27 protein-coding genes are annotated in these 24094 nt (G+C 41.8%); 24 read left to right on the plus strand and 3 right to left on the minus strand.

Features of this window, described 5'->3' with window-relative positions:
* Positions 1 to 206: 206 nt before the first annotated feature.
* The 6 genes from J8Z24_RS21470 to J8Z24_RS21495 all read left to right on the plus strand — a co-directional run bounded on the left by J8Z24_RS21470 (position 207) and on the right by J8Z24_RS21495 (position 6001).
* On the plus strand, positions 207 to 1301 hold the full coding sequence (locus tag J8Z24_RS21470; protein WP_161972718.1) for a ParA family protein: 1095 nt from the start codon (positions 207 to 209) through the stop codon (positions 1299 to 1301).
* A gap of 18 nt (positions 1302 to 1319) precedes the next feature.
* Positions 1320 to 2933 (plus strand): hypothetical protein, encoded by a 1614-nt coding sequence (locus tag J8Z24_RS21475; RefSeq protein WP_252096065.1) that lies wholly within the window; start codon positions 1320 to 1322, stop codon positions 2931 to 2933.
* Positions 2926 to 3501 carry a YlcI/YnfO family protein gene (locus J8Z24_RS21480; RefSeq protein ID WP_252096066.1) on the plus strand — a complete coding sequence of 192 codons (576 nt, stop codon included), beginning with the start codon at positions 2926 to 2928 and terminating at the stop codon, positions 3499 to 3501. Before J8Z24_RS21475 ends, J8Z24_RS21480 begins: the two co-directional genes overlap by 8 nt.
* Before the next feature lie 83 nt (positions 3502 to 3584).
* On the plus strand, positions 3585 to 3917 hold the full coding sequence (locus tag J8Z24_RS21485) for a hypothetical protein (protein ID WP_252096067.1): 333 nt from the start codon (positions 3585 to 3587) through the stop codon (positions 3915 to 3917).
* Positions 3918 to 4241: 324 nt separating this feature from the next.
* Positions 4242 to 5279, plus strand: a complete 1038-nt coding sequence (locus J8Z24_RS21490) for a hypothetical protein (RefSeq protein ID WP_252096068.1) — start codon at positions 4242 to 4244, stop codon at positions 5277 to 5279.
* A gap of 47 nt (positions 5280 to 5326) precedes the next feature.
* Positions 5327 to 6001, plus strand: coding sequence for a hypothetical protein (locus tag J8Z24_RS21495; RefSeq protein WP_252096069.1), 675 nt, complete (start codon positions 5327 to 5329; stop codon positions 5999 to 6001).
* Positions 6002 to 6052: 51 nt separating this feature from the next.
* On the opposite strand, the gene J8Z24_RS21500 is transcribed toward J8Z24_RS21495, so the two are convergent.
* Positions 6053 to 6532, minus strand: a complete 480-nt coding sequence (locus J8Z24_RS21500) for a hypothetical protein (RefSeq protein WP_252096070.1) — start codon at positions 6530 to 6532, stop codon at positions 6053 to 6055.
* 191 nt (positions 6533 to 6723) lie between these two features.
* On the opposite strand from J8Z24_RS21500, the gene J8Z24_RS21505 reads away from it, so the two are divergent.
* The 8 genes from J8Z24_RS21505 (at position 6724) to J8Z24_RS21540 (ending at position 12564) form a co-directional block, all read left to right on the plus strand.
* The gene (locus J8Z24_RS21505; RefSeq protein ID WP_125251916.1) at positions 6724 to 7206 is read left to right on the plus strand and encodes a hypothetical protein; all 483 of its coding nucleotides are present in this window, start codon (positions 6724 to 6726) and stop codon (positions 7204 to 7206) included.
* A 73-nt stretch (positions 7207 to 7279) separates the two neighbouring features.
* A complete protein-coding gene (locus J8Z24_RS21510) occupies positions 7280 to 7633 on the plus strand; it encodes a hypothetical protein (RefSeq protein WP_125251915.1) in 354 nt (117 codons plus the stop codon).
* Positions 7634 to 7721: 88 nt separating this feature from the next.
* On the plus strand, positions 7722 to 7976 hold the full coding sequence (locus J8Z24_RS21515) for an RNA chaperone Hfq (RefSeq protein ID WP_125251914.1): 255 nt from the start codon (positions 7722 to 7724) through the stop codon (positions 7974 to 7976).
* Positions 7969 to 8382 (plus strand): hypothetical protein, encoded by a 414-nt coding sequence (locus tag J8Z24_RS21520; RefSeq protein WP_252096071.1) that lies wholly within the window; start codon positions 7969 to 7971, stop codon positions 8380 to 8382. Before J8Z24_RS21515 ends, J8Z24_RS21520 begins: the two co-directional genes overlap by 8 nt.
* Positions 8383 to 8479: 97 nt before the next feature.
* A complete protein-coding gene (locus tag J8Z24_RS21525) occupies positions 8480 to 9043 on the plus strand; it encodes a hypothetical protein (RefSeq protein ID WP_125251912.1) in 564 nt (187 codons plus the stop codon).
* Between the two features lie 163 nt (positions 9044 to 9206).
* The gene (locus J8Z24_RS21530) at positions 9207 to 10526 is read left to right on the plus strand and encodes a hypothetical protein (RefSeq protein ID WP_252096072.1); all 1320 of its coding nucleotides are present in this window, start codon (positions 9207 to 9209) and stop codon (positions 10524 to 10526) included.
* A gap of 57 nt (positions 10527 to 10583) precedes the next feature.
* Complete coding sequence (locus J8Z24_RS21535; RefSeq protein WP_252096073.1) at positions 10584 to 11900, plus strand: hypothetical protein; 1317 nt, start codon at positions 10584 to 10586, stop codon at positions 11898 to 11900.
* Positions 11901 to 12252: 352 nt separating this feature from the next.
* A complete protein-coding gene (locus tag J8Z24_RS21540) occupies positions 12253 to 12564 on the plus strand; it encodes a hypothetical protein (RefSeq protein WP_128730734.1) in 312 nt (103 codons plus the stop codon).
* A 496-nt stretch (positions 12565 to 13060) separates the two neighbouring features.
* Here the strand turns inward: J8Z24_RS21540 and J8Z24_RS21545 are convergent, their stop codons facing one another.
* Both J8Z24_RS21545 and J8Z24_RS21550 read right to left on the minus strand, forming a co-directional pair.
* Entirely contained in the window at positions 13061 to 13273 is a 213-nt protein-coding gene (locus J8Z24_RS21545; protein ID WP_125251908.1) for a hypothetical protein, read from the minus strand.
* A gap of 211 nt (positions 13274 to 13484) precedes the next feature.
* Positions 13485 to 13931: a hypothetical protein gene (locus J8Z24_RS21550; RefSeq protein WP_128730735.1), complete on the minus strand. Its 447-nt coding sequence runs from the start codon at positions 13929 to 13931 to the stop codon at positions 13485 to 13487.
* 528 nt (positions 13932 to 14459) lie between these two features.
* Here J8Z24_RS21550 and J8Z24_RS21555 point away from each other — a divergent pair.
* The 10 genes from J8Z24_RS21555 (at position 14460) to J8Z24_RS21600 (ending at position 24093) form a co-directional block, all read left to right on the plus strand.
* Positions 14460 to 14951, plus strand: coding sequence for a hypothetical protein (locus J8Z24_RS21555; RefSeq protein WP_128730736.1), 492 nt, complete (start codon positions 14460 to 14462; stop codon positions 14949 to 14951).
* Positions 14952 to 15156: 205 nt separating this feature from the next.
* Positions 15157 to 15414 (plus strand): hypothetical protein, encoded by a 258-nt coding sequence (locus J8Z24_RS21560; RefSeq protein WP_252096074.1) that lies wholly within the window; start codon positions 15157 to 15159, stop codon positions 15412 to 15414.
* A 167-nt stretch (positions 15415 to 15581) separates the two neighbouring features.
* On the plus strand, positions 15582 to 15830 hold the full coding sequence (locus J8Z24_RS21565; RefSeq protein WP_252096075.1) for a hypothetical protein: 249 nt from the start codon (positions 15582 to 15584) through the stop codon (positions 15828 to 15830).
* A 135-nt stretch (positions 15831 to 15965) separates the two neighbouring features.
* Positions 15966 to 16415, plus strand: coding sequence for a nucleotidyl transferase family protein (locus tag J8Z24_RS21570; RefSeq protein WP_252096076.1), 450 nt, complete (start codon positions 15966 to 15968; stop codon positions 16413 to 16415).
* A gap of 36 nt (positions 16416 to 16451) precedes the next feature.
* Complete coding sequence (locus J8Z24_RS21575; protein ID WP_252096077.1) at positions 16452 to 16838, plus strand: hypothetical protein; 387 nt, start codon at positions 16452 to 16454, stop codon at positions 16836 to 16838.
* Positions 16839 to 17103: 265 nt separating this feature from the next.
* Complete coding sequence (locus J8Z24_RS21580; RefSeq protein ID WP_125251902.1) at positions 17104 to 18186, plus strand: hypothetical protein; 1083 nt, start codon at positions 17104 to 17106, stop codon at positions 18184 to 18186.
* Positions 18187 to 18237: 51 nt separating this feature from the next.
* A complete protein-coding gene (locus tag J8Z24_RS21585; RefSeq protein ID WP_252096078.1) occupies positions 18238 to 19128 on the plus strand; it encodes a hypothetical protein in 891 nt (296 codons plus the stop codon).
* Positions 19129 to 19292: 164 nt separating this feature from the next.
* Positions 19293 to 20639: a hypothetical protein gene (locus J8Z24_RS21590; RefSeq protein WP_252096079.1), complete on the plus strand. Its 1347-nt coding sequence runs from the start codon at positions 19293 to 19295 to the stop codon at positions 20637 to 20639.
* Positions 20640 to 20653: 14 nt separating this feature from the next.
* Positions 20654 to 21985, plus strand: a complete 1332-nt coding sequence (locus J8Z24_RS21595; RefSeq protein WP_125251899.1) for a hypothetical protein — start codon at positions 20654 to 20656, stop codon at positions 21983 to 21985.
* 134 nt (positions 21986 to 22119) lie between these two features.
* The gene (locus J8Z24_RS21600) at positions 22120 to 24093 is read left to right on the plus strand and encodes a hypothetical protein (protein WP_176033183.1); all 1974 of its coding nucleotides are present in this window, start codon (positions 22120 to 22122) and stop codon (positions 24091 to 24093) included.
* Position 24094 lies beyond the last annotated feature (1 nt).

The raw sequence follows: 24094 nt of genomic DNA on the forward strand, positions 1-24094 counted from the left end.
TACAAACTTATTGGTTGCTGTTTTTTGTGTTTATAAAAAGTGATTGCACAATCAATTGTTGCACTCACTTTTTATATGGCGTAAGCTATAAGTCATTGTCGTACAGGCGTTCTCGACTCAAAAGGTAAAGTGCGCGCAACTCAATAATCCGCTAAGGAACCGAAAATGAAAAAAATAATGGCTGTAAAATTCGCATGGAGGTTTTTATGAGTTTATCTGCAAGAAGCTTCAGGCTAGCCCAAATTCCGGTCGATAGTCGGGCTAAGATTGTTTCTGTTGCAAACCGCAAAGGTGGTGTGGGTAAGACCACCTTGGTGAGTTATTTAGGGGAAGGTATTGCGCTTTGGGCTGGTAAACGCGTCCTTCTTATAGATACTGATAAACAGTGCAATCTAAGTGGTGCTTATGGCGTTATTGAGTCGACCACAGTTGATGCGGCGCACGCATTTGCAGGTTCTGCGCTCAGAGCCATTCATCAGCCCATAATTCACCCTGAGTATTATGATGAAGATGGTAATCCAATGCCTTTTGCTGCTCGCAGTAGCTCATCAGAGATCATGAAAGAAGACAGGCAATATGTGTGTCAGTACGGCACATATATCCAGCATGACTCTCCTCATTTAGGCACTGTGAATAAATTGGGGGGGATGCTAGATATTGTACCTGGTGATAGTGAGGCACTCAGTCATATCCACACTCATGCAGAAAAATACCCGGCAAGAACACTTTATGAGCGGTGGGAGTCTTGGTTGATTGATTGCGACATCCTCAATTGTTACGACCTGATCATTTTCGATACCCCACCACTGGATGCGGAATTAAACGAGGCGCTGTATCAACTATCGGATCATGTGATTGTGCCAGTAAACCCATCCAGAGATACGCTTGGCTCATGCAACACCGTCACTATGTCTTGCCTTGCGGCAAATAATAGTGATGGTCGCATGCGCCTAGTGACGACAATTGTTAATCCATTAAATTCAGGGAAGTTGAGTAAACGAGAAGAAATTTTATTAGAGCCAATTTTCAATTACCCTGCGTTTGGTTGCTTTCCAAAAAATGAGGTATTTCCTCGTAGTCGGTTAATTCAGGAACGTCGTGATATTTCTGTGCCCCCTTATATAGACCCGGAAAGCTTTGAAAAGCTCAGCGCTGAAGAGAAACGAGCTGTAAAGCCGCCAATGTCATCGCTTATTTGGAATAAAAAATCAGATCCTTCGAGAAAAAAGCTGTTTTCAATAATTGATAAGTTACATCAACGCATTTTTGGTGAGCCTCTTCCTCCTGAGGATGATAATTAAGCTTTTAGGTAATTCGCTATGACAAGTAAAAAACAATCAAAACTCGGTCACTTGCTTCAAACCAAAGGAGCACGAGACAAAGCTGCCGAAAGAACGGCGCAAGCACTTTCACAGGAAATGGATGCGGTTAACGCGATGTATTTGCAGCAACAGCAACGATCTTATAAATCTGTGAACTCGAACGAGCAAGGGCAATCAGGCGCAACCATAGAAAAAGCAATCTATAAAGTGCCGGTCATTGAGCAGTTGTCTCAAGTGAAAAAAATGTTTGAAGAGAACGGTGGTGAATCTTTCGATGTAGAAATACCGTTGAGTTTGATTAAACCCAGAGCAGACAATCATCGCTTAAACGGTACATTAAAGTTATCTTTTGATACTTATATGGGATTGCTGCCTTCATGCCCTGATAACTGGCAAGAGCTAGATGCGGCTGAGTATGTAGAATCGTTTTGGGCTTCACCGCTGGCAATGTTAGTAGCTAAAGGTAAGTTGCACGGCAAAGAGTTAAGCGACGCAATGACAGGTGTGCAGGACTTATTTAAAACTGCGGTGAGCTTAAAAACAAAAGGCCAGCGTAAGTCTATTGATGGCTTTTTAGCTTACGACGAATTTGGCGCTGCGTCACATGTGGTGATCATTGATGGTGAGCGGCGTCTGCGTGCTGCCCATTTATACGGACGCGAGACGCTAAGACTACGTCTGGCTGTAAATGAACGTGCTGCTGATGGCCTATCTCAAGATGCCTCAGATCTAGACGTTGAGCTGGCCACTCTCGCAACTTCATACGAAGCGAATAGTTCGTCGGTATCTTTATCTTTGGCAGATACATTCAGGCATTATCACACACATTACAGGGTGCTATGTCAAAAAGTGGGTAAAGATGTTGCCGATGCAATGTCTACAAACACAGCAAAAGTCGCGATGAAGCTGACTTCTGAGTCAAAACCACAAGTTGCACGTTTTTTGAAGTTGGTGCGACACCCGCAAAGCGAGCTGCTGTTAGAAATCTGCTCCGTGCATAAGCCGGGTCGTGAATCTTTAATAAAAGTGGCGAATGACGCTGCAGCGTATGCACAGCAACATGGTATTAGTTGTGACCCTGTTCATGTTTATGCCTTCTCGGTTGCAGATGAAAAGATTGATTTTTCTATCGATGAGGTGCCTCAAGCGCTTGTGGATGAAGTGATGGCACTCGTTAATCAAGTTACGGGTAAGCATGTCATTAAAAAGAGCGAAGATGTTACACGTCAACAAGTGGCACAACAGTCAGAGGGCGATAAAAAAGAAACAGTTAAGAAGCTGAAGAAGTTAGGCTTTCCAACACCTGAGTCGGATAACGCGTTACGAGACAGACAGCTAAAAATGCTGATTGCGGTTTGCGCGCGGATAGATCCTACACTGGAACAAACAGGCGAGCTACTGGAATCAATGGCTGCATCTAAAGGTTCAAAAGAAGATATAGATACATACCGTCAAGGCTTATTAAATATCGTCAGTCAGTCTATGCAGCATTTAGACAACCTAGATATGTCGGGCGAGGATTTATCTGGTTTGATCCGTAAAGCGCGCACTGAAGGGGTTAACTGGTCTGAATTATTCCAAGGCCAGAAAGAGGAGCGTAAGCATGGTTAATGATCGTAGCTCAAGTAAACTTGCTATGCTGGTGACGCCTAAGCCAAAACTTGACTCAGTGAGTGACGGCTCCGATCGCATTAATGCTAGGTTTCCTAACAAAATGATTGAATTGATGGATGCGGCAGCGCAGCAAAAAGGAGTATCACGCAGCCGCTGGGTATCTGAAGCAATTATTGAATTCAAACGTATCCATTTGGATACGCACCTTGAGTTTTTGCAAGAGATCGACGACAAGGCGGAGCAAGAAAAAGAACGTCTGGCGATTTATCAAAACTTGGCGCGCATGACACTGGAAACCAAAATATCTACCGTAGGTGGACGCTCATTATCGATTAGGATGATCCAACAATCTATTCCAGCGCTAAGTGCTTTTCAAGAGCTACTACGCGTTATTGACTTGGCCGACAATACGCCGATTGAGTCGGATGATGTACCCACCACACTCTCTTTAGCACCTGTCAGAGACAAACTAAGAACAATTTTGGGTCATATGGTAATTTGGGAGCGCTTGATGAAAGAAAGTGATTTGTCTACGTTGATTGGCTCCCCGTTAAATCAACAATAGCCATTGTTGGTTTTTGCTGCTTAGTCCTTTTCTGCTTGCCTTTCATTTGCTATTGTACAATAGCAAATGAAAGGAGCACCCCAATGAACATACAGCACTCTGTCGTAACTATTTCGGTTACAGACTTGAATACATCCATTAAACGCTTATCAAAAGCGCTTATCCGTCAGCGATGGAAAAGTGCATATACGGTGGCGGATATGATAAGAGATAGACTGTTTAATGATGAAGCACTACGCGAAATGACGCAGTTAGAGAGAAATATATCACCTGAAAAGTTTACAGTTACACTTAATATTCAAGGCCCTAAAAATAAAGTGGCAGAAGTAGTCGCTTTCGCGAAGGTAACGGCTGATCAAGCTGGCTTAGTTATTAATACCGATCTAGATCTTACCCGTGTAAAGCTATTTAGCTAGCCTTAATTTAAGTAATCATTGAACCTCTAGCAGTTGTTACCCCTTACTGCTGCGTTAAACTTGCCATGTATTAAGAAATAACCTCTGGCTAGAGTGATGTTGCGTCTTGTGAGCTTAGGTATTGTTGTTGATTAACTCACTTTTTACTCAGAGTTCGGGTTAAGCTAAAATATTTAACGCGTTTGATTTAGATGTGCATTCGGTTTATATCCCTACCTTTTATCATTGTACAATATCTTTGATGTGATATATTGCGACTGCCCTTTACTGGCAGGTAACTGGGTTTAGCTATGAGACACTAAATTAGACTTAAGGAAATTTTTAATGAAAGCGATAATAACGATTATCACGTTTCTGCTGAGCGCATTTCCTGTGCTGGCCGACACTCCCTTTTTTGCAAGAGACCTTGATTGGGGGACTACCAAAGTAAAAGATAGGGTAGCCAGTGCAATAGAGGAGTTTAAGGCCCATTCATCAAGTAGCACTGTTTCTAATGGTCTAGAGAGTTTTATAAACGGACAAGCAGCTGCTGGAAAAAAATTAACATTTAGCAATGGCGTATCTGCAACGTTAACGGGTGAGGCATCATTTATAGCCACATCGCATGCACCTTCCGGTTCAATGGCCATCTACATAGAGGATATCGAGCTTACTTTCGATGCCCCTATTAAATCGTTTGCATTTCAAGCTGTTGACTTAGATGTTGGGAGTGCGAATTTACAAATTCAGTTTGATTATAAGGATGGCGGTGTAGCACACTATACTTTGCCAGATGCTGTCGATGTAAATAATAACCTAGTTTTTTGGGGCGTTCATTCATCAAAGCCTGTTAAAAAAGTGACTATTTCACGTACCAGCGTGGGTGATGTGGTTTACCTAGATGACTTTATGGTAATTTCTGAGCAATCTTTTCGAGACCCCACTTCATTTAAAAACCCACAACTTACCAGAGTAGGTATATGCGGTGCAGACCGTATTGACTATACCGACGAGTTTGGCGCAACTAAATTGAAATCCGGTCTAGGTCAGGTGCAATGTATTGGACGTCTTAGGGCAAATAAAATTGAAGTGTTCACAAACATTTATTCTGCTGACCGGTTTTTAGGTGAGACCGCGTCTGATAGATGTTTTATTCGTAGCGAATATACAAACGTACATTTGATACGCAGTACCCCACACTGGGAGCATGAAGAGATTGATGGTAAAAAAATTTCCACTATGACAATCAGATATACACATAGTGGTCAATTTCCACATCAACCATATGGCTATGCGAGAAGTATTTGTCAATTTAAAAACCCAGCTCAAGACAATATTATGCTTCTAGGCAGTTATGCAACTACTTACGCAGATAAATTTTAAGGGGAGTAATATTATGTTAAATAATCGATTAGTCATATATATACTGTGTGCTTTTTACTGCTTTTACCGCCTATGCTTCTCTTTATCCTGAACACCCAAGTACACCATCCCCTCGCGGGTTCTGTACTATCACAGGTTCGGTCTATTCTGGGACAGAAGTTGGTGAGTATGGTGGGTTGTGGTCAACTGTGACATATAATAATTACACACCAGCACGTGAATATGGCATTGGGCAACCTGCTATTGCTTCGCCAGATGTTGCAAATACCCCGACACAAGTAATTTGTAAATTGCCAGTATCTATTTCAAAAAGCTCCTACCCAGATTCTCCAGGAGAGATATACATTGGTGCTGGTTGGTTTGCTGGCCGAGTTGGTGATATCAGCTCACTTGTTTCATGTGATGTTGTTGCCCGTAGAAAAGGTCAAGAGGTATACAGAGAAACACTGGATATTAGCAATGAGATAGACCCAAGCTATCGTGGCTATGACAATGGCTATGCGTATAATATTACAAGGGTTAAACCATGGCTGCCAGACAATGAGTCGTCTTTAGTTGAGTTAAAACAATATGGTGCGAAAGTTACGTCGCAAGCATTTAGAGACGTGGTATCGAATAAAGAAGCGCAAGTTGATCATATTTACTTTGATTGCACTGTAGATAATGACTACAGCCAAGCGGACGCCATTACTATTAACTTATTGCCTGCCTATCTATATTAATTTGTTCCAGTAAAGGTGACTTGTTGTCACCTTTTGCCCCCTTTATTACAGCTATTGTGCTTTTACTTCATCTGTTACATGATGAGTAAGGCTCTGAGGGTCATTCATATAACATTTGTACTCAGTTAAAAGGTTACGCAAATGAGTATAGTTTTGTGCAAACAGTTTTTTGCGGGTGCTGAGGTTTATACTCGGTAAATGAATGGGCATGCCGTTTTCTTTACTCAGGGTTGCCCACCCCAAAGGGGTTAAATTGAGCATACCTTTTATATTCAAACTATCATGTTCAATAAATACCGCTATGGCTTGTTGTCCCAGTGGTGTTGAGCTAGGGTAACTTTCAAAAAAGCTCGTAATTTGCGGATACTCGTTGATATGCAGCTTGCGATTAAGGCAAATGGTTTGTGTAAGAGGCACATTAATGATATCCCTTATCCCAGCAGGCTTAACTCCATCAGCGAACGCGATAAGTTCATATGTATGCTTCATTTTAGTGCGGCTGATCGCCCCAAGTATTTGTACATGCTCCATAATATAGGTTCTCAAGTCTCATTTAGATTAAACGACTCTTATTCTAACTGCGAAGTAGGCGGTTAGCTACTTTCTTCTTTTTTAGTCACGCATCATGCGGAATTTATATTGTACAATATAAATTGTATCGCGTTGTAATTGTGATAATTATAAGGCATATTGCTATCAAGATGAGACTAGGTTGAAAAAAGATGACATGTACAACTGATGCGGTATTGGTGTATTTAGATGTTGAGTGTGAGGATGCTGCACAGCGAGTACGTAAATTTTGTGAGTCGTTAGGTATAGATGAATCGGAGCCAAATTCGCAGTTAAGGGCTGCACAACTGGCTGAATATGAAATAAAAAAATCCATAGCTAAAATAAAAAACAAATCTCGACCTGGTGTAAGAGACAAAGAAAAGCTCAGCTCTTTGAATAACGAGCTGGTGCATTTGCTACATGCGATGCCTGAAAGGATCAGTGCGCTGGCACTCGAGCGAATTATAGAACAATTTATTGTGGAGATTATTCATATTCATCCCATTGCGGACGACACTTGTATTATTGCGCTATGTATGAAAAGGCTTAGAGAAAACTATTTAGGTAAGTATGATGGTCGCCTTGCCTATACTATTGTACAACAAATTATTGATTGTCTGCATGCGTCAAGTGGCCGCATCATGTTCCAGTAGTATAATGTTGCTGAGGGCGGATTAGAAAGATAAAAAGTATGATGTGTTAACTTAGTTAAATAAGGATAAAAACATGTGGTTTCAAGCTCTTACAGCCGCAGGCGGTTGGATTTTCGAAATATTTAAAGGCAAACAGGATATTGTTAAACAAGCTGCACACGCTAAAGCGCAGCGCGTAATAAGTTGGGAAGAAGCGATGGCTAATGGTGCGGCCACCAGTTGGAAAGATGAATGGTTTACTGTTTTGTTAAGTGTTCCTTTTATTATGTGTTTTATTCCACAACTTGCGCCATACGCTCATCAAGGCTTTATTCAATTAGAGCAGACCCCCGAATTTTACCGCTATATGTTCGGCCTAGCTGTAGGAGCCTCGTTTGGATTTAGAGGCTTTGATAAATTTGTAAGAACGAGAAACATACGTAATTGACGTTTGTCAGCGTGAACAAGTTCATTTTTGTGTCGCAAATATAAAGCAAAGTGGCACTAGTAGTAATCAGTCAACTGGAGTTAAGTCGATGTCTAATAAAGAGTTGGTGTTTCCCAATGGTGAGCCTTTTGACCTGTGGGGAGAGCACTTAATACAGTTCCTTTTAAAAGGGGCGAAAGTGCGTGTGTATTTAGTCAATGGTATCTGTCTTAATGGTAAAGTCCGTCGGTTTGATAAAGGTAGTGTGCTACTTTCCTCGCATAATAAAGAGCCCATGCTGATTAATCGAGAAAGTGTTGCAACGATTGCCCATGACGATCACAAAGTAGCCACCTGTGAATAGTCGTGATCAAGGGATTGTGACCATTGACCCTGAGTTCTGGCGACCAAGTGATACAGAGCTAAAAAGGATGGAACAAGAGCAGTTGTTGGTAGTTTCTGGTCACGAGGATGAACCTATTTATCATTTCAAATGTGTCAGAAGTGGGGCGTGTTGCCGAACGAACCTGTGTGGTAGAGGTGAAATGAACACCGAAACCAATCAATGTACCCACCTAATTTTAGATGAAACGCTACAAGAGGGCGTAAATCTCTATCGCTGTAACCTCTACTCATTGTACAATAATAAAAATGATGGGTCTGCGATGCAATTTGGTAAAGGTTGTTGTGCACCTTGGAACGAAGCGAGAGCTAAAGTGATTGAACAATATCGTTTAAGACAGCTTGCCATCACTTCGGTAACCAATTAGCCGTGGTTACATGTGTGAGATAGGTAGAAAGTAAGGTTCTACTTTGCGTTTGAGAACGTTGAGATGTTTATTTAGCTCAACGAAAAGGAAGCGCAAGATGACACAAAAACACATATCTCACCAAAACGAGCTCGGTACAAACCGAGATGATATAGTTAAAGAGCAGCAACGTCTGCGCTTTACCAATGAGCTGTTAGCAGAGGAAGTTCGACTAGCAAAGGACGCTTTGTCTACGGCGCTGGATAAGCTCGGACTAAACTGGTCTCCAAGATCAAGAGACTACAGTGTTTTACATGACATTCTGGGTACACTGCCTCTGGCAAGCTACGAGCAAGCGTTAACCGCAAGTGAAAGTCAGCGTATTGAATTACTCAATAGGCATGTAAAACTGAAACAATCGTTCGAAGAGCAAAGCCGAGAAAAAAATGATTTGCTGATAGCATTCACCTATGCACACCAAGAGGCGTGTTATTTATGTGAATATCATCACAGACTAGCTTTGATCGTCGAAACTGAGTTGGGTAATGCCTGCTGGTTTTTACAAGCAGAAACCAAAAGTGCATTTGCTCACTTAGCATATAAAAAAGCGCCAAACTCAACGCTTGAAAACAGTCAAAGAGTCGCTGCATTAATTATGCTGGCAACTTCATCACATCAGTGAGCCGACGTTTTTAGGATGGATTGTGCGCTCTTAAAGCATGCAGTTAGGTTGGTTTTACCTTAATTGCAACTGTGAGAATATTGAACTAACAAACGCGTTGTTGGTACATAAATGAGTCTGTGAGATTGAGCCTTACAATCCTGCACCTATAGGAGATGCTAACATGGCATTTGATATTACTACTGTATTGCAAAACACAGTGACGTTTACGTCGCAACCTAACAACCATGGTATCTATAGTCTTTCACTGACACTAGAGAACCAAGATATTGCAGGCGACTACTTATTCGATGCAATTAAAGCATACGCAAGTGAAAATAACATATCTCTCAAAGAGGACATTCGTAACTCATACCTAAAAGTGTACTTGAAACACTCGTATGCTAGCGGCGAGCTTACAAAAGATGATCTCGATACCGCAGATTATACAGCGCAAGTCGCTCTGAAAGATTTGCATCAAGCGCAAGAAGGGAGTGAAAAGTACGAGCCTATTACAATTGGCGGCTTGCCAGCAAATGCGCGTTTTAAATGCGCATTTGAACTTGTACTGAATGGCGAGCTGCAAGGAGAGTTTCTATTAGCGCCAAGCTCTGAAATGCAACTAGGGGGCTCGAATGTAGCGGAGCCAGAAAATGTCGTTTTATCAATCACAGAAACGGCTAAAAGTGTCGAAGTAAAAGTCAGTAACGTTTCAGCTGAGGACAACACGCACTTTTTACTTGAAGTAGTTGACGACACTAAGAGTGCAATGCCAGAAGTGCCTTATGAGCAAAGCGTGGTATTTTCTGGAGAATTTGAATTTCAAGCAGACAGTGAACCAACCTTTATGTTTACTGTTGGTGAAAACAACATGCGCAGTTATGTAAATTACTCTGTCCACTTAAGAACGATAGAGAAAGTGGATAATGCGCCCAACTCAGCTTCAGCTTCGGTAAAAGTAGACGCTCAATCTTTTGAACTTCCTTGGCTTGCTGGTTTTGTCGACACGACGGTCATCAAAGGCAAGCAAATTGAAGATGCGCTTGTGAGTAAGATAGCAACTAAGCTAACAGCCAATAAAGATGCCCGCAAAGCACTGCGTACCGCGTTAAATAGTGGCGCATATTCACTCGTTGCATCGCAGATGTACGACCTGACTCGTGACGTGGCGGTCGAAGAATTTGAAAGTGCAAAAGATACCTTTAACGAAGTAAGGACGAAGTTACGTCGTATTGCTCTATACAGTGATATTGACCCTGATTACAGCGAAGTTTTGGACTTGAGCGGTTCTACCGGAGATGCCGAATTTGATACCTATGATGTCTTTATGTTTGTGACCAAACAGGGTTTCACCAACGGTATCGAAACCCGTTACTTTACTTGGCTTGGTAAAGCTTTTTACTTAGGCCCAATTGTTGAAGGTGGCGTTATTTCAGACAAAAAATTCCAAGTGTCAGTGCGTGGCGATGTGTATCGTGACCGTGCTGAGCTTATTTTCTCATAACCTGCTTTACAATCTGCTGGGCGTTTATACGCCCAGTTATTATAGAGGTGATCTCCTATGACTTTTGATCTATTGTCGTTTTTAAACGCTACTAACAATGTAGTCACGACGGCACAAACACAAGCGGCAGCCGATGGGCTAATGCGCCACGCCATTGCGCTGGTTGGCGCGCAAGATCACATCTCGTTGCGAGATGCGTTAAAAGACCAAGCCAGTTTACCGAATACCTACTTGTCTATTTATGTTGCAGCCAAAGATGAATTAGATGGTAACTCAGTTTCATTCGATCAAACATATGCGCAAGGTAACTTAAATCCATACAAATTTAATGTTACTCAGCTAGCGTATAAAGTCACTTATCAAGCAGAGGACCGTTTTCAATACAAAGATTTATTTGTCGATGGTTTGCTCTCTGGCACTGACTATTACTATGGTATAGAACTTGTTGTTGACGGAGTATTGCAAACAGGTTGGCTTCAAGGTGCTTTTACTACTCATGGGACAGCCTATTCAGCCCCAACACTGAGTGACATTGCCTTTTCAAATCCTAGTGACCCATACCGGTTAATTTATGACATTGAAAGTGTCAATATGGCTGGAAAAGACAACTTGTCAGTGCGCTTCGAAGTAATAAACTCCGTATTAACAAATACAGGGCCACGTGAATACATCGTTGAACGAGATGAGTTTTTTGGCCCTAACGGTGAAAGGTTCGCAATTGAAGATTTGCCTGGTTCAATTTATCAACGCTATGTTGAGTATGATATACAAATACGCTTTGTTTCAAAAACGGATTCTCCAGTTGGTGTGTCTGCGCCATTGAAATTAGCACAAAACATACAAATCCCATGGTTAGATCATTTTGTCGATACGGTTATATTAGACGGCGGCGGTATAGATCAAGAAATCTTAGAGGATGCTGCTAAGCGTATTGCTGAGTTAACACCAGCACAAAGAGATGCACTTTTGGCGCAACTCAGCGAAGGTGATATTAAAGATATCGGTTCAGCGTATAAAGCGTTATTGAAACAAGCAGCTATTGCGACTGTGCAATCACTTGAACCTGCGGCTGATGCGATGCGTAAGCAGCTCATGGATTTATTATATGCAGCCAATGATCAAGGTGTTCAGGCACCAGGTATTTATATCACGCTTGATCTAAATGATAGCGACGCACAACGCGTATTTAAGATGATCACAGCGCCATGCTATGTGAGGGAACACCATATAGACAGTGTCGTGCGCTTCTCTGAGGGCGTATTTTATATTACTGAAGACAAAGATGACCAAGGTGTTGATACAGGCTTAACACGTATTGTTTATGTTGGACAAGCTGCGTTTGAGCGTTTTTTCTTGAAGTTTAGTAATCGATAAATCTCGCTCAGCCGGACTCTTTATACCAATTTGCTTAATTAAGCTTGTTATTTTGAGGCGAACAGATAATACCGCTAGCACGTCATACTATCGCCAAGGTAGCTGCATGGATGCAGACAAGGAAAAGGCGGTGCTACTTAGTTTGTTCTAGATAAGCAACGTTTAACCAATTAGCGTCAGATTTATTCCTTCAAATTGAGCAAGTATTAAGGCGAATTGGTATAATATTAGCGCCTTTTTTTAGTTGCAACTTTAGTGTAAGCAACCCATTGGATACTGTGCGCATTGTACAATATGCAAATTCACAGCGAATTTACTGTGTTGCTTTTAACTTCTCCATGAGACCCATTACATGTTTAATTCAGATCCACTTTTCTTAACATCAGCGCAAAAACCAAATACACACCGAATTGGTAATGTACTTCATTGTGATAAGCTCCCCTACCCCACCAATTACGTCCAACATGATATATATTGTGTTGTATATGTTGGTGATGATGTTCAAGACATACTCAAAGCACGTTACACCATTAATTTACTCATTGAGAGCGGGCGTTTAACGGAAGATAGAATTAGATTAAGAAAAGCACTGGGTGAATACAATTTTAATAGAATGATTGATGGCTTTTTGCAAGAACAAATTAACACATCAAAGCAAGGGTAAATTGTACAATATAAAGCATACCGTACTGTACAACTCATTCATGCTCATTGCTAGAAGTCATTACCTCAGGCGCTTGACACTTGACGACATCAGAAAAAGAACTGCTGTTTTGCTATTACCTTACGCTACGATAACATTAAACTTGGCAATTAACTTTCCTAAATGGCCGGTGCTTCACTTGTTATAACGGTAAGCGCCACCCAAGGTTATAAAGTCATTTAAAATCAAAGCACTAATAGATAAAATAATTAACAACGCCAGCTAAATAAACTGCCTATTAAGCTTAGAATATTACTCTGGCATTGCGACAAATTACACCCTAACAGACGCCGATATGAATTAAAATGTAGTCGTAGCGTCTGAGCATTCATTGAATAAGGGTAACCAACAAGCATATTCACTCTTTTAAGCAAAGCGTTTTACTTCCCGTACCTTACAATCAACAATATGAACGTCGCTCTGATAAAAGCGCACTTAAGGTATATTTAGATTTCTATTACTCCTTTTCATATTCAACAGGCGGTACCATACCGGCTATTCCAACCCCGACATTAATCGCTGCGTTACACAACACTTTTGCTTTGTCCTCATCACTTAGGGCTTCATATGCAGCAATGAGTGCAGGTCCACCTTGGTAAGTAGTATTAAGCAGTGCTGCTATATTAATGTCTTCTCGAACAAAAGTCGCATTAAAGTGTTTTGCGTCCATCTTAGTCCACCATTCATTACAAAATTCTTATAGCCCTTGACCTATCATTTTAAGTGCACAGTTCGTCATATAATGATATTGGGCTAAATGTCGTTAGTCTCGAGTCAACATTCTAAATGTAGTGCATCACTAAACGCAAGACGCGTGACTACAAGTATATTGAAAATCGCACATTGCTTGTGAGTACATTAAGTACACACGCAGAGCCGTTTTAGTTAAGAATCAAATTGTCCAATACTGGTGTAATGTCAAATACCTGCTCAACAGCAGGGTTACCAATATAAAATTCATCAGACGGAAACTCAAAAGCTTGATATGCAACGTTAGACACTGTCGCTAGTAGGCTTGCCTGGATCTCATTTTCTGGTAGCCATTTGTTATAGGTTAATATACCTGCATCATTCGCTACACCAACAATTGCCACACTCACATTGTAATTGAACTCATCAATGTTCATCCCTAGCGTATCTGCACTCGTGACAAGTAAATAGGCTACTTTGGCACTCTCCTTTAACGGCAGAGCATCGCGTAACCCATTAGCAGTGTTCAAAGCCAATGTTTCAAATGCTCTAACGTGGGTGTCTTTTAGAAGACTGTTTAGGCTTGTTCGCTTGCCTCGACCATTAGTTATGCTGGACTTGCTGTACCTTATTGTCATACAACACTCACTCCCTAATAAAACGTACATTTCTTTATAGGCGCCTTAGATTGCCTAGTATTACAACGACTAACATTTCCCCGCGCTATAAAACATTACACTCAAAGTGTGATTGATTCAAGCTCAATCTGTTGCGTCATATACAATTCTTCACTTATCGATCTGAAAACATGTTTTAGCACACTTTTTGTTAGAGTTGTGTTGATATATAGCAAATGTAGGCGAATAAAAGCATTTGACGCAATTCACATTTTAGATAAATTACCACGCCTATTATCCAGTTTTATATAATTATAAATCTTGATAAATGTATTTAAAGTGCTATTAATTCAAGGTGTTATTTTTCAAACCAGCAAAACGGAAATAAAAAAAACCTTACTAATGAATGATTTAATATTATTAAAATCATACTTAAAGCTGAATTAGAGCGACGCACTCTATGGCGTTTCAACTGTAACGGCTGTATGATTGCAGCAGCTTTTTGCACTTTAAGTGTTAAGCAATGTTTTTCGTTCGGAGCCACTAAAGTTGACAGAACTATACTATAAAGATCACCAAAATCTGGGGTTAAAAAGCCCAAATGGACCGTCAGCCCGCCTCAATGAAATGTTGGATAAGAATAAGAAACGATGGAAAGAGCCCGGCCACGGCAGAACTTCTGTGGTTAGAGATGCTGCTGATATCTCCTTCTCAGCCGCTGCAAAGTGGCTAAAAGAGGATGTTTTGCCTCGAAAAGCTGAAGATAGAGTGCATTTTGCTCAGATCTTACAAGTAGATCTACTGTATTGGGAATATGGTGAGCGAAGAAAAGTTGAACGAAAACCGGTGGATATTTTGAAGTTTAGTGTCGTAACGCACCAAATGATGTCCAAATTAGGGCTTTCTCACAATGAGATAAAAACCGAGCAGCTGATATTGATTCAGGAAATCGCACTTGCATTCTCAGATAGATGTGGAGATGCCTACCCAGATGAACATATCATAGAGCGACTTTTCAAGTTAGCAATCGGAAATAATTAATCAATACATAAATATTGTACAATATCAGAGTTTGGCTGACCCAATTCTCTTATTTTCCTGTTACAACTTGTATTGTACAATTACAACTTCATCGCTGTTAAATATTAAGCCCCTTGGCTTTTTGATAACGGCCACTAACACACTTTAGTAAGCGCGGGTGTAACATCAGCGTCAGAAACTCACTCATTAGTGAGCTTCAATTATAGTGTCTTTACAATCAATTGGAGTACTTGGTATGTATCTTGAAGAGTTAATTGACTACGTCATGATCGAAACCGGTGGATTCATTATGGGCGACTTAGAAATGACCCAAATTGACAAGCATCAATTTCACCTCATCGTGAAGCGTGCCTTGGGTATTTACAACAAATATTGCCCGCAATCAAAACGCCTTATCGTTGACTGTGACAAGACATATGACTTTACTACGTCACCTTTGGGCAGGCCAAAACTGGGTTTCTAATGTTACTCCATTAGACCATGAGAGCGCCATAGCAGAGTTAGTTTATGGCCGCTCAATCATCAATAAGCCTCCGGTTTGGGAATACCAAGAGCCAACCCTTTTTATAGCCGGTTCAGCAGGAAAATACGACGTAAACAGCACTCTATTTTCATGACATTACTGATATCATGTTTGATGAAAACAATCGAGTAACGACATGCAATTTACCTTCGATTTCCTATGACGATGTTTTATTTTTAGACCTACTAGTAAGCTACTCTTTACTTGCCATTGGCCGCTCTAGGCGCGCCTTTACATTGCAAGACTTTCCCGTCTCAATGGACGGAAAGTTACTCGTATATGAGGGACGGTTGATGCTAAAAAACACGAAGCGTAGACTACAAGAGCAATCTCGCTGGCATCATGCGATTGGGTGAGTAAGCGTAAATACCAAGACCTTGTTTCTCTGTGGTAATTTGATAATATGCTTGAAAATTGTACCTATCAACGTGTTTTTGACTAAGACAATTTTGTATCGCCAACTTGAGACTGGAAGTATGAGACACTGAACTATGACATATAATGATTATGATTGGTCTATTGTGCCCTTAGAACCTGTTCCCCTTACTATGGGCCACATTAACTTATTAAATTTAGCTAGGCATCAAGCAGATAATACGCTGATTATTTTACGCCACCATAATAGCACCGCTTCCCCAAAGCATTTATGGACACAAGCTCAAAGCCAAGAAATGATCGAGCGATGGTGCGCCTCTCAAGTTTATGTACCAGCTTTAAAGTTCGTTCAGCCAGATGCACAAAGTAGCAATAGCGATTGCATTGAACTCATTCAGTCAAACACCAGTGGGAAAAAGGTATTGCTAACATCAAGCCTGAGTGCATGCGGTAAATTTAGTGAATATCAGCAAAATGGAATTGACTGTCGCTTTGTGACCCCAGCGAAAGACAAAAGCAGGCGCAATCATCGACTCCTCAACAGTATTGCACGCTTTTTTAGGTGAGCCGTCATTGATTAACTTACAGTATGAGCTAAAACAATGCTTAGATCTGGGCATTTTGCATTATTCAACATACCAGTGGCTGTGGCGTTACGCACTGAACATACAACAAAATACGAATACCAGAATGGCGAGTTAACGATGGATCAGCTCACAAACAGAGGTAAACAAGGTACCCGTACGTATTACGTGGCTCGGACATCCGTGTTGCAAGCGCTGAGTGATTGTGCGCCTTTACTAAAGCAGCATGAGTTCGAATTAATTGACACATTATACAATAGAATCATGAACTTATTTGATACAGACCAATATGCCTTATATGAACAGGTTGCAAATATATTGTCAGTAAAGAAAAACACCTCTATTACAGCGTATTTAAAAGAAGCAATAGAGGCGACTGTCGTTAGCTTTACACATAAAAACTGACAGCTTGGTGAAGCAATTACCTTTTGCAATAAAAACAGCAATAGGTGTTTAACAGCGATGATAAGCTGTTCAGTGACAAAGACTCTTGGTATACTCTATTGTACAACTGAGACTACACCGACACCAAGCGGTGAATAATGAGAACTATGGGGCCTGTATGATGTCCACACGTGAAACATGTAATACACAACTTTGCGCTTTACCCGTCCATTTTGCGGACCTCTATGTGTTAGCTTGTCAAAGCAGCCTATATAACGAGTAAACTATGTCAGGTATGTCGTTTAACCGCAGTGGCTACAAATCACACGTCAATATGTTAAAAGATGTGGTGATTGACATGGTCGAGTCTGGAAAATTTCAGTCAGTCTCGATACAGCAGCTGGATAATGATCAAATCATTCACCCCAAATTACTTGAAGATGACGCCCCGTTCTCGTGCTTACTTGAAGTACTGCCTGAGGGTAACGCCATGCTGGCTGGCAACCAGTATAGTTGGCGCGTTATGTTTAAAGTTAGTTGGAATGAAGCCAGATTATATGTGGCGCCAAAGTTGCAGCTTCCCGACACCGCAATGCTCACAGAGGTGCAGGGTCAGTTTGAACGGTTAGTGGGTTGGGATCATGTTGGTGTCATCGGGTCTGATATTGGTAACTCAGGGATCCCATTTGTTGATAGAACGTACCTGAGAAAAGCAGCTCCAGCGTATCCAATGGGGTATATACTTACGTTAACCGAGCGCGGCTTTGTATTTTTTTCATACGAAGAAACTTTTGATGATGCAACGCAAATAAACAGTAATAATGCAAGCTGGTTTAGTTGGCTTTGTGTACAACGCCCTGTTGATCCAGAATCGGGCGAGCCGCTGGTAAGTGAAATGTCGCCAGTATTCGCAGCATATGAAATAAAAAATGGTTTTGGTCATGTAAGAAACAAGTTTGTAGTACGGGAGGCCGACGTGTACGTACCGACTAAAAGCCAACCGGCTTGGCGATTTAAGCACATGGACAATGCGATTTTGCCTCATCAAGACGCTGAAGTTAACTATTTTACTGATGATAATACCGCAAAAGTATTTTTTCCCCACAATTTGAATACGCGCCGTTATCGCTACAAACATGTCCTCGATCTGATTGCCTACAGTGAGGCTCGCTTATTTGGAAGTTTACAAAACGTTGAATTTTCTCAGGTCTTTTACGAGAAGCAAAGTCGCCGCTTTAAAACAGTATTGAATCACGCCCAAGATTCGACCGGCACCATTATTCTGATTTATATCAATGGACCAGAGATAAAAGAGCATGTTCGCTCGGTGCATGATGAAAGTTACAACTGGTTATTGGCCACAGGATAGCAGCATGACAAACCATGAAACGTATTGCGATATAAAGGGCTGGTAAAATATATGTACCATCAGTTTAAACATGGCTTAGTGGACTTGGCACAAGTACTTGATTTCTTGATAGAATCAACAAGTATGTATTTCACTTATAAAAAAATGGAAAATGGCCGCGTACTTAACTTGATGCCGCGTGTCACACTTGATGCCAATGCAAAAAACCAGCCTTGGGTCGTGCGCTTTGAGCTGATTAACGACATAGCGCTGCGCATGAATATTGTGACGCCCATGCAGTTAGACCCTGACGGCTCTCTATATAATAGAAACCTAGGTAGCCTTAATACAAAAGACACAAGTTATGCTGTTGGCTATTGGCATCAAAGGGAAGGACTTAAAGGTGATGCTAAGTATTCACGGCCTTTTTCTGTGCTTTTCACAGCCGATTCTCATGGCTTTGCTTTTGCAATTTGGGAGCATGCGGTCGTTAACAGTTTAAACCGTCAACTATCTTGGCTAGTCGTACAAAAGCCTGTTGAATGGCAAAATGGCATTGCTATTCCAACTGAGCATAACCCGGTGATTGCATTAAGCGGTATATTCAACCGCTATGAGTCAAGCGTTGAACAGATGCTCGTACGTGAGCGCGACATTCCAGTCCCCGCGCCTGCACAAACAGCGATTTCAGATCAATACAATCGTTACAGCGCAATGCATACAGTGAAATTAAAAGAAATTTCAGAAAGTAGGGATTACTTTATTCAATTTCCTAATAATTTCTCTACTGAACGATTTAGCTATGATGGTGTATTCGATATGATTGGCTTTGCCAATACGGATTTAGTCAGCGCCAATGCCACTCTACCTCTTGAGGTATTTGGTGAGCGCAGGAACTATCACACCATGGTAAGTACATTAGCCGATAATAACGGCGTCAGCGTTATGTTTCGCATTACATAATGCGCTACATATTGAGATTTTGTGAAACACAGTAGTGAAACACCTTAATTATTGTACGATCGAAGCGTTTTAAATTGTACAATAGTTAGAACCGCACTTTGCAGAGGCAAAGTAGGCATTAATGAGACCAGTTTGCATTGGCCCCAGACTATCCGGAGAAATTTATGGGTTTTGTCAAAAAAGCGGAGTTTGCGCCTTATTCAGTCGAGCGTGGTGGATACACGACGTTAAAAAGCCTGATCACAGCCGTAGTCCGAGATTTAGTGAATTATTATGAGCATCCAACTGCTGCCGATGAAGCGCAGAATGCGTTTGAACTTTTATATCCCGCAGATAACCCAGATTTGGGTGATCCGGAGTCAATTGATAGCGACGTATTTGTTGTACAAGCGACGGGGTTTGTCGATCCTTTAGCTGGCGCGGATCCAACTTTTAAGGCACAAGGTACTGAGATCATCCCTCAGCCTTGGATTATTCGTTTCGATACTGGTGTTGGCAAACAATGCACCCCAGCACATAACAATCGCCGTGAAGACCGCGACAACGATGCGCCTGAAGTTGGTAACTTGCATATCAATATTTCTACCCCACTACAGTTGTACAAACCTGCAAGTGGAGACTGGCAAATGTACGACTATACGCCACCGAACCGCGGTACAGGTGACGAACCCATTGTCGTTGGCACTTTGGGCTTCTTGGGCGAACGTGTTCCCGTTGTAGACAAGCAAGTTGCTTGGTGTGACCCAAATGATAAGCTGCGCCTAGAGATTGAAGACAAAGGCTTTTTCTGTCGTCGCCCGCTTTACAATATTAAAACAGAATTTGAAACTAAGTACCCTGACACAGCTCAGGTAAACATTGCAGGCACGCCTAATATTCCAATGTCATATGCCCTGTCCGTTAGTGAGCATGGTATTGCATTGGCTATTTGGGAAGAAGCGACAGATCAATATGATGCAAAAGGCCACCGCCACAGCTGGTTTGTTTGCCAACGCCTCGTAGACAAAGAAAGCGGCACACCACTTGTAAATCAAGCCGATTCACACTGCCCACTAGCGTGTTTGTATGGTATTCAAAACCAAACTCAAAATATTAAACGTTATTTTGTGGTTCGAGAATCAGATGTGCACCGTCCATCTGAGGACTTAGATGCAACCAAAAACACCCAAGACAGTGTTGCACTTATCAATCCTAACGAACAAATCTCTGTCACAGAAAACTACGAATATGTCGTATCCGTACCAAGTGGGATCAACACCCAACGTTATTTGTATCTTGAAGAGATGGACATGATCAGTTACTGCTCAGCCGATATTATTTCTCAAGACGGTATTGCTGAGTTGTCCATGTACGATGATGGCAGTAAAAAGCGATACAAAGGGTTGCGCTCCACGGGCAAATATAACACCGGCGTACGCATTCTCATGCGCTGGTACAACAAGGCTATCACAACACAAGACAACGTGGGTCAGACCGACGTTGTGCCTGGCTCTAGCGCTGGCACTTACTAACAGGAGAGTTATCGATGCCACTTACAATAAATGGTGATATTTACACTTCGAATTTACCAGCGAGCTTGGCCAATGGTGGAGAGCATTTCGTCACGACCGTTACCCGTGATGGCTTCACTGATGTCCGTGAGCTTGTCAGCAACTGGTTACAAGTGATGGTCGAAAACGGCTATAAACGGATCACCCGCACCCCTATCGAGTTCGACCCAAATAATCCTCAGCCTATTATGGCTGTACTTGAGTCAACGACTGCGACAAATTCACTCAACGATGAAGAACCTTATCGCATCAGGGTATACGCAGATACACAATACACTTGTGAAATTCAAATGGCGACGCCACTACAACTGGGTGAGGACTTTGAGGAAGCCATTCCGAATTTGCGCGGCTACACTTGCGGTCATGTTGGTGAATCACCACACACTGTTCCGCACAATTACCGTGATGTGATCCCACTAAACAAATCATCGGCAGCTAACGCGACGACAAAGCCGCCGCAGCCAAGCCACGGCTTTAACGTATCAACGCTCTACTTTATTGACGTGCGCGAATTTGAGGGGATGCTTCGAGCTTACCCAATGTCATACCGACTATCCATCACAGATAGAGGGTTTTCTTTTGCGTACTGGGTAGAATCAGACGACCAATCAGCTGGAGACTCGCCAACACAAAGTTGGATGGTGCTACAAAGGCCTGTGGATCAAAAGTCTGGCAACAACTTGCAAGATGCAGATCCGCTGGGCTCTCGTAACCCCATTTTTTGCTTATACGGAATCTATAATAAATACATTTATGATAATTTTGGTACCACACAAGATGGTGAAATCTACACCATGGACATGGATGGACAGGTACCTTTAGGTAGAACGCAACCTGTATCTTTAAGCTCGCTACCGGGCATTATTCAAAAATTTACGGTACGAGAAAAAGACGTATTAAAGCCAACATACGCCGAAGATGCGACGCTGAACACCCGAGACTCAAATGCTTGGGTAAACGAAGTGCAGCAGCAAACTCGAGTTGAATATCGAGCGAGTTCAGAAGCAACAAACGCAGGCGCATTTACCTTAGCTGGTGCCAAATACGTTATCCTTTATCCTAATAGACTGAATACAAAGCGTTTTCGCTATCAGCATGACATGGATATGGTGGCATACACATCAGCCGACGTAATAGCACCACAGCTTACTATTAAAGTTAATGTGTATAACGAAGGTGATACAAGCGCCAAACGTTATCGCAAATATACCGCATTAACACCAAACAGCAGCCATAATACCAATATGACTGTATTAATGTTAACTGAAATAGATTGTGACGCCCCAGACACCGGGGAAAATCAGTAATTAAACAGCTTAATAATCGTTATTGAGCATTCGCCATTTTGTTCAAAACTGTTGTACAATACAAGCACACTGTACAACAGTTACAGAGCTAACTGTAATGGTGCTGAGACTAGAGACAGCGAGGAAAATGAGTCATGTCAGAATTTTCACCTTATTCCGTAACACGCGGAGGGTTCGCCACACCCCGGGAAATGTTCTTATCTATTGTACAAGACCTAACACGGGAAAATAGCAACCAAGTAAAAGCATTCGATATTGTGTATCCAAAGGATACTTCAGAGCTTGACTATCAAAACCCAGATAATCCAATCAATGATGTGATCATTGTGCAAGCAAGCAAACATGTCGATGCCTGTGCAGAAGATGAGTCAAATCCTCAACCTTGGGTAGTGCGCTTTGACACACGTTCAGAAATTGGCCACGGCATGGGTCATATCAATGTGACGACACCACTGCAAATTGATATGGACAAAGATAAAGCTCCAGCCATTCCTTATATTCCGCCAAATACATCGTATGATGAGAGCAATATTTCTAATATCCAAACCCGAGGTACCTTAGGCTTTATTGGTAATCGCGTACATGATGGTAATGGCGCTGTACCACAGTCAAACCGTTATGGCTTTATTAACCGTGCGATTTATCATACCAAAATAAAAGAAACTCAAGATATTGATCCATATGGTAACTTAGAGTGGAACTGTATCAATAAATCACATGCAGCCGACAGTGTTTTCAAGGTTCCTGGCAGCCGTAACATGCTCCCTCGTGGTGCCTTTGATGAAAATAACCACATTCTTTATAACTTAAACGTCGAGTGGTTCGAGTTAATGAACCCAGAAGAAGTGGATTTAGGCGCATCGTATCCAACATTCGGTACTGGGGGAACGAACCCTCATATTAAGTCGTCAGGTGATCGTGCTGCGGGTTTTGAAGATCCTGTCTATGAGCGCCGAGAATTTACAATACATTTCCGCGCACCTGTAGGCAAAACATTGACAGACTTTGATGGCGATTCTATCACAACCATTAAAGTGGAAGGTGAGGTTCCTCCCAGTTTACTCAATTTAGCGATTGAAAATTCCAAACGAGATGAGTTTGGCCTTCAGCAAGAGTTGGAAATTGAATTCCCACTCAGCCTTTACTCTGAGTTTACCTACCATAAAATCATTAGTATCAACATCGGTACTTCAACAAAGCCAAATTACAGGGCGAAGTGGGACGTAGATACCTCTGCTGCACTCAATAAGACACCACAGTTGACAGAATATGCACCGCAGGATCCGAGCGTTGTACTAGGTTCACCTGACGTTGCTAAAAACAAGGGGCTTGAGTTTTACGATAACCTAAAATATGACTTAGTGCCAGTTACCAATCAGTCCTTCGATGTAGAAGGTGAGGCCATGGACCCTAAAGAAGGCGCTCGTAACGTTCCGATGTCTTATGCACTCACAGTGAGCGATCATGGTATTGTGCTGGCAACGTGGGACCAAGCAGTAGACCAATATGAAACAAATGATGGTCACCGTTTTAGCTGGTTTGCAACACAACGCTTGGTAGATAAAGACACCGGCACACCGTTAGTTGACCAATCAAAGAGCTTTTGCCCATTGTTCTGCATTTATGGTGTTTATCATGAGCGTGTTAGCACCAGTAATTACTTTATTGTACGAGAGTCTGACGTGCATCGCCCTTCTGAAGAACAAACAGCAGGCGATGATAGCCCGGATTCAAATGCCATCATCAATACCTACGAGCAAGTTGCTGTATCGGAAGATTATGAATACGTGATCACGGTACCTTCAGGTCTAACAACACAGCGCTACCTGTATTTAGAAGAAGCCGACCTCATTGGTTATACCTCAGCTGATGTTATTTCTAACGGCGCCCTATCAGAATTTAGCATGTACGATGAAGGAGTATGCTCTATACCAAACGAAGCACACGTAGATAGAGAGTCATGTATTCAAGGAAACGGTGTATGGGAAGAAACATCGCGTCTGTACAAGGGCTTGCCTGCAACAGGTAAGTTTAATACTGGTATGCGTGTTTTAATGCGTTGGTATGGCGGTCGCTTAGGCAACCTTAACAGCAAACAACAAAACTAAT

Source organism: Pseudoalteromonas sp. SCSIO 43201 (assembly GCF_023716725.1).
Taxonomy (GTDB): Bacteria; Pseudomonadota; Gammaproteobacteria; order Enterobacterales; family Alteromonadaceae; genus Pseudoalteromonas; species Pseudoalteromonas peptidolytica.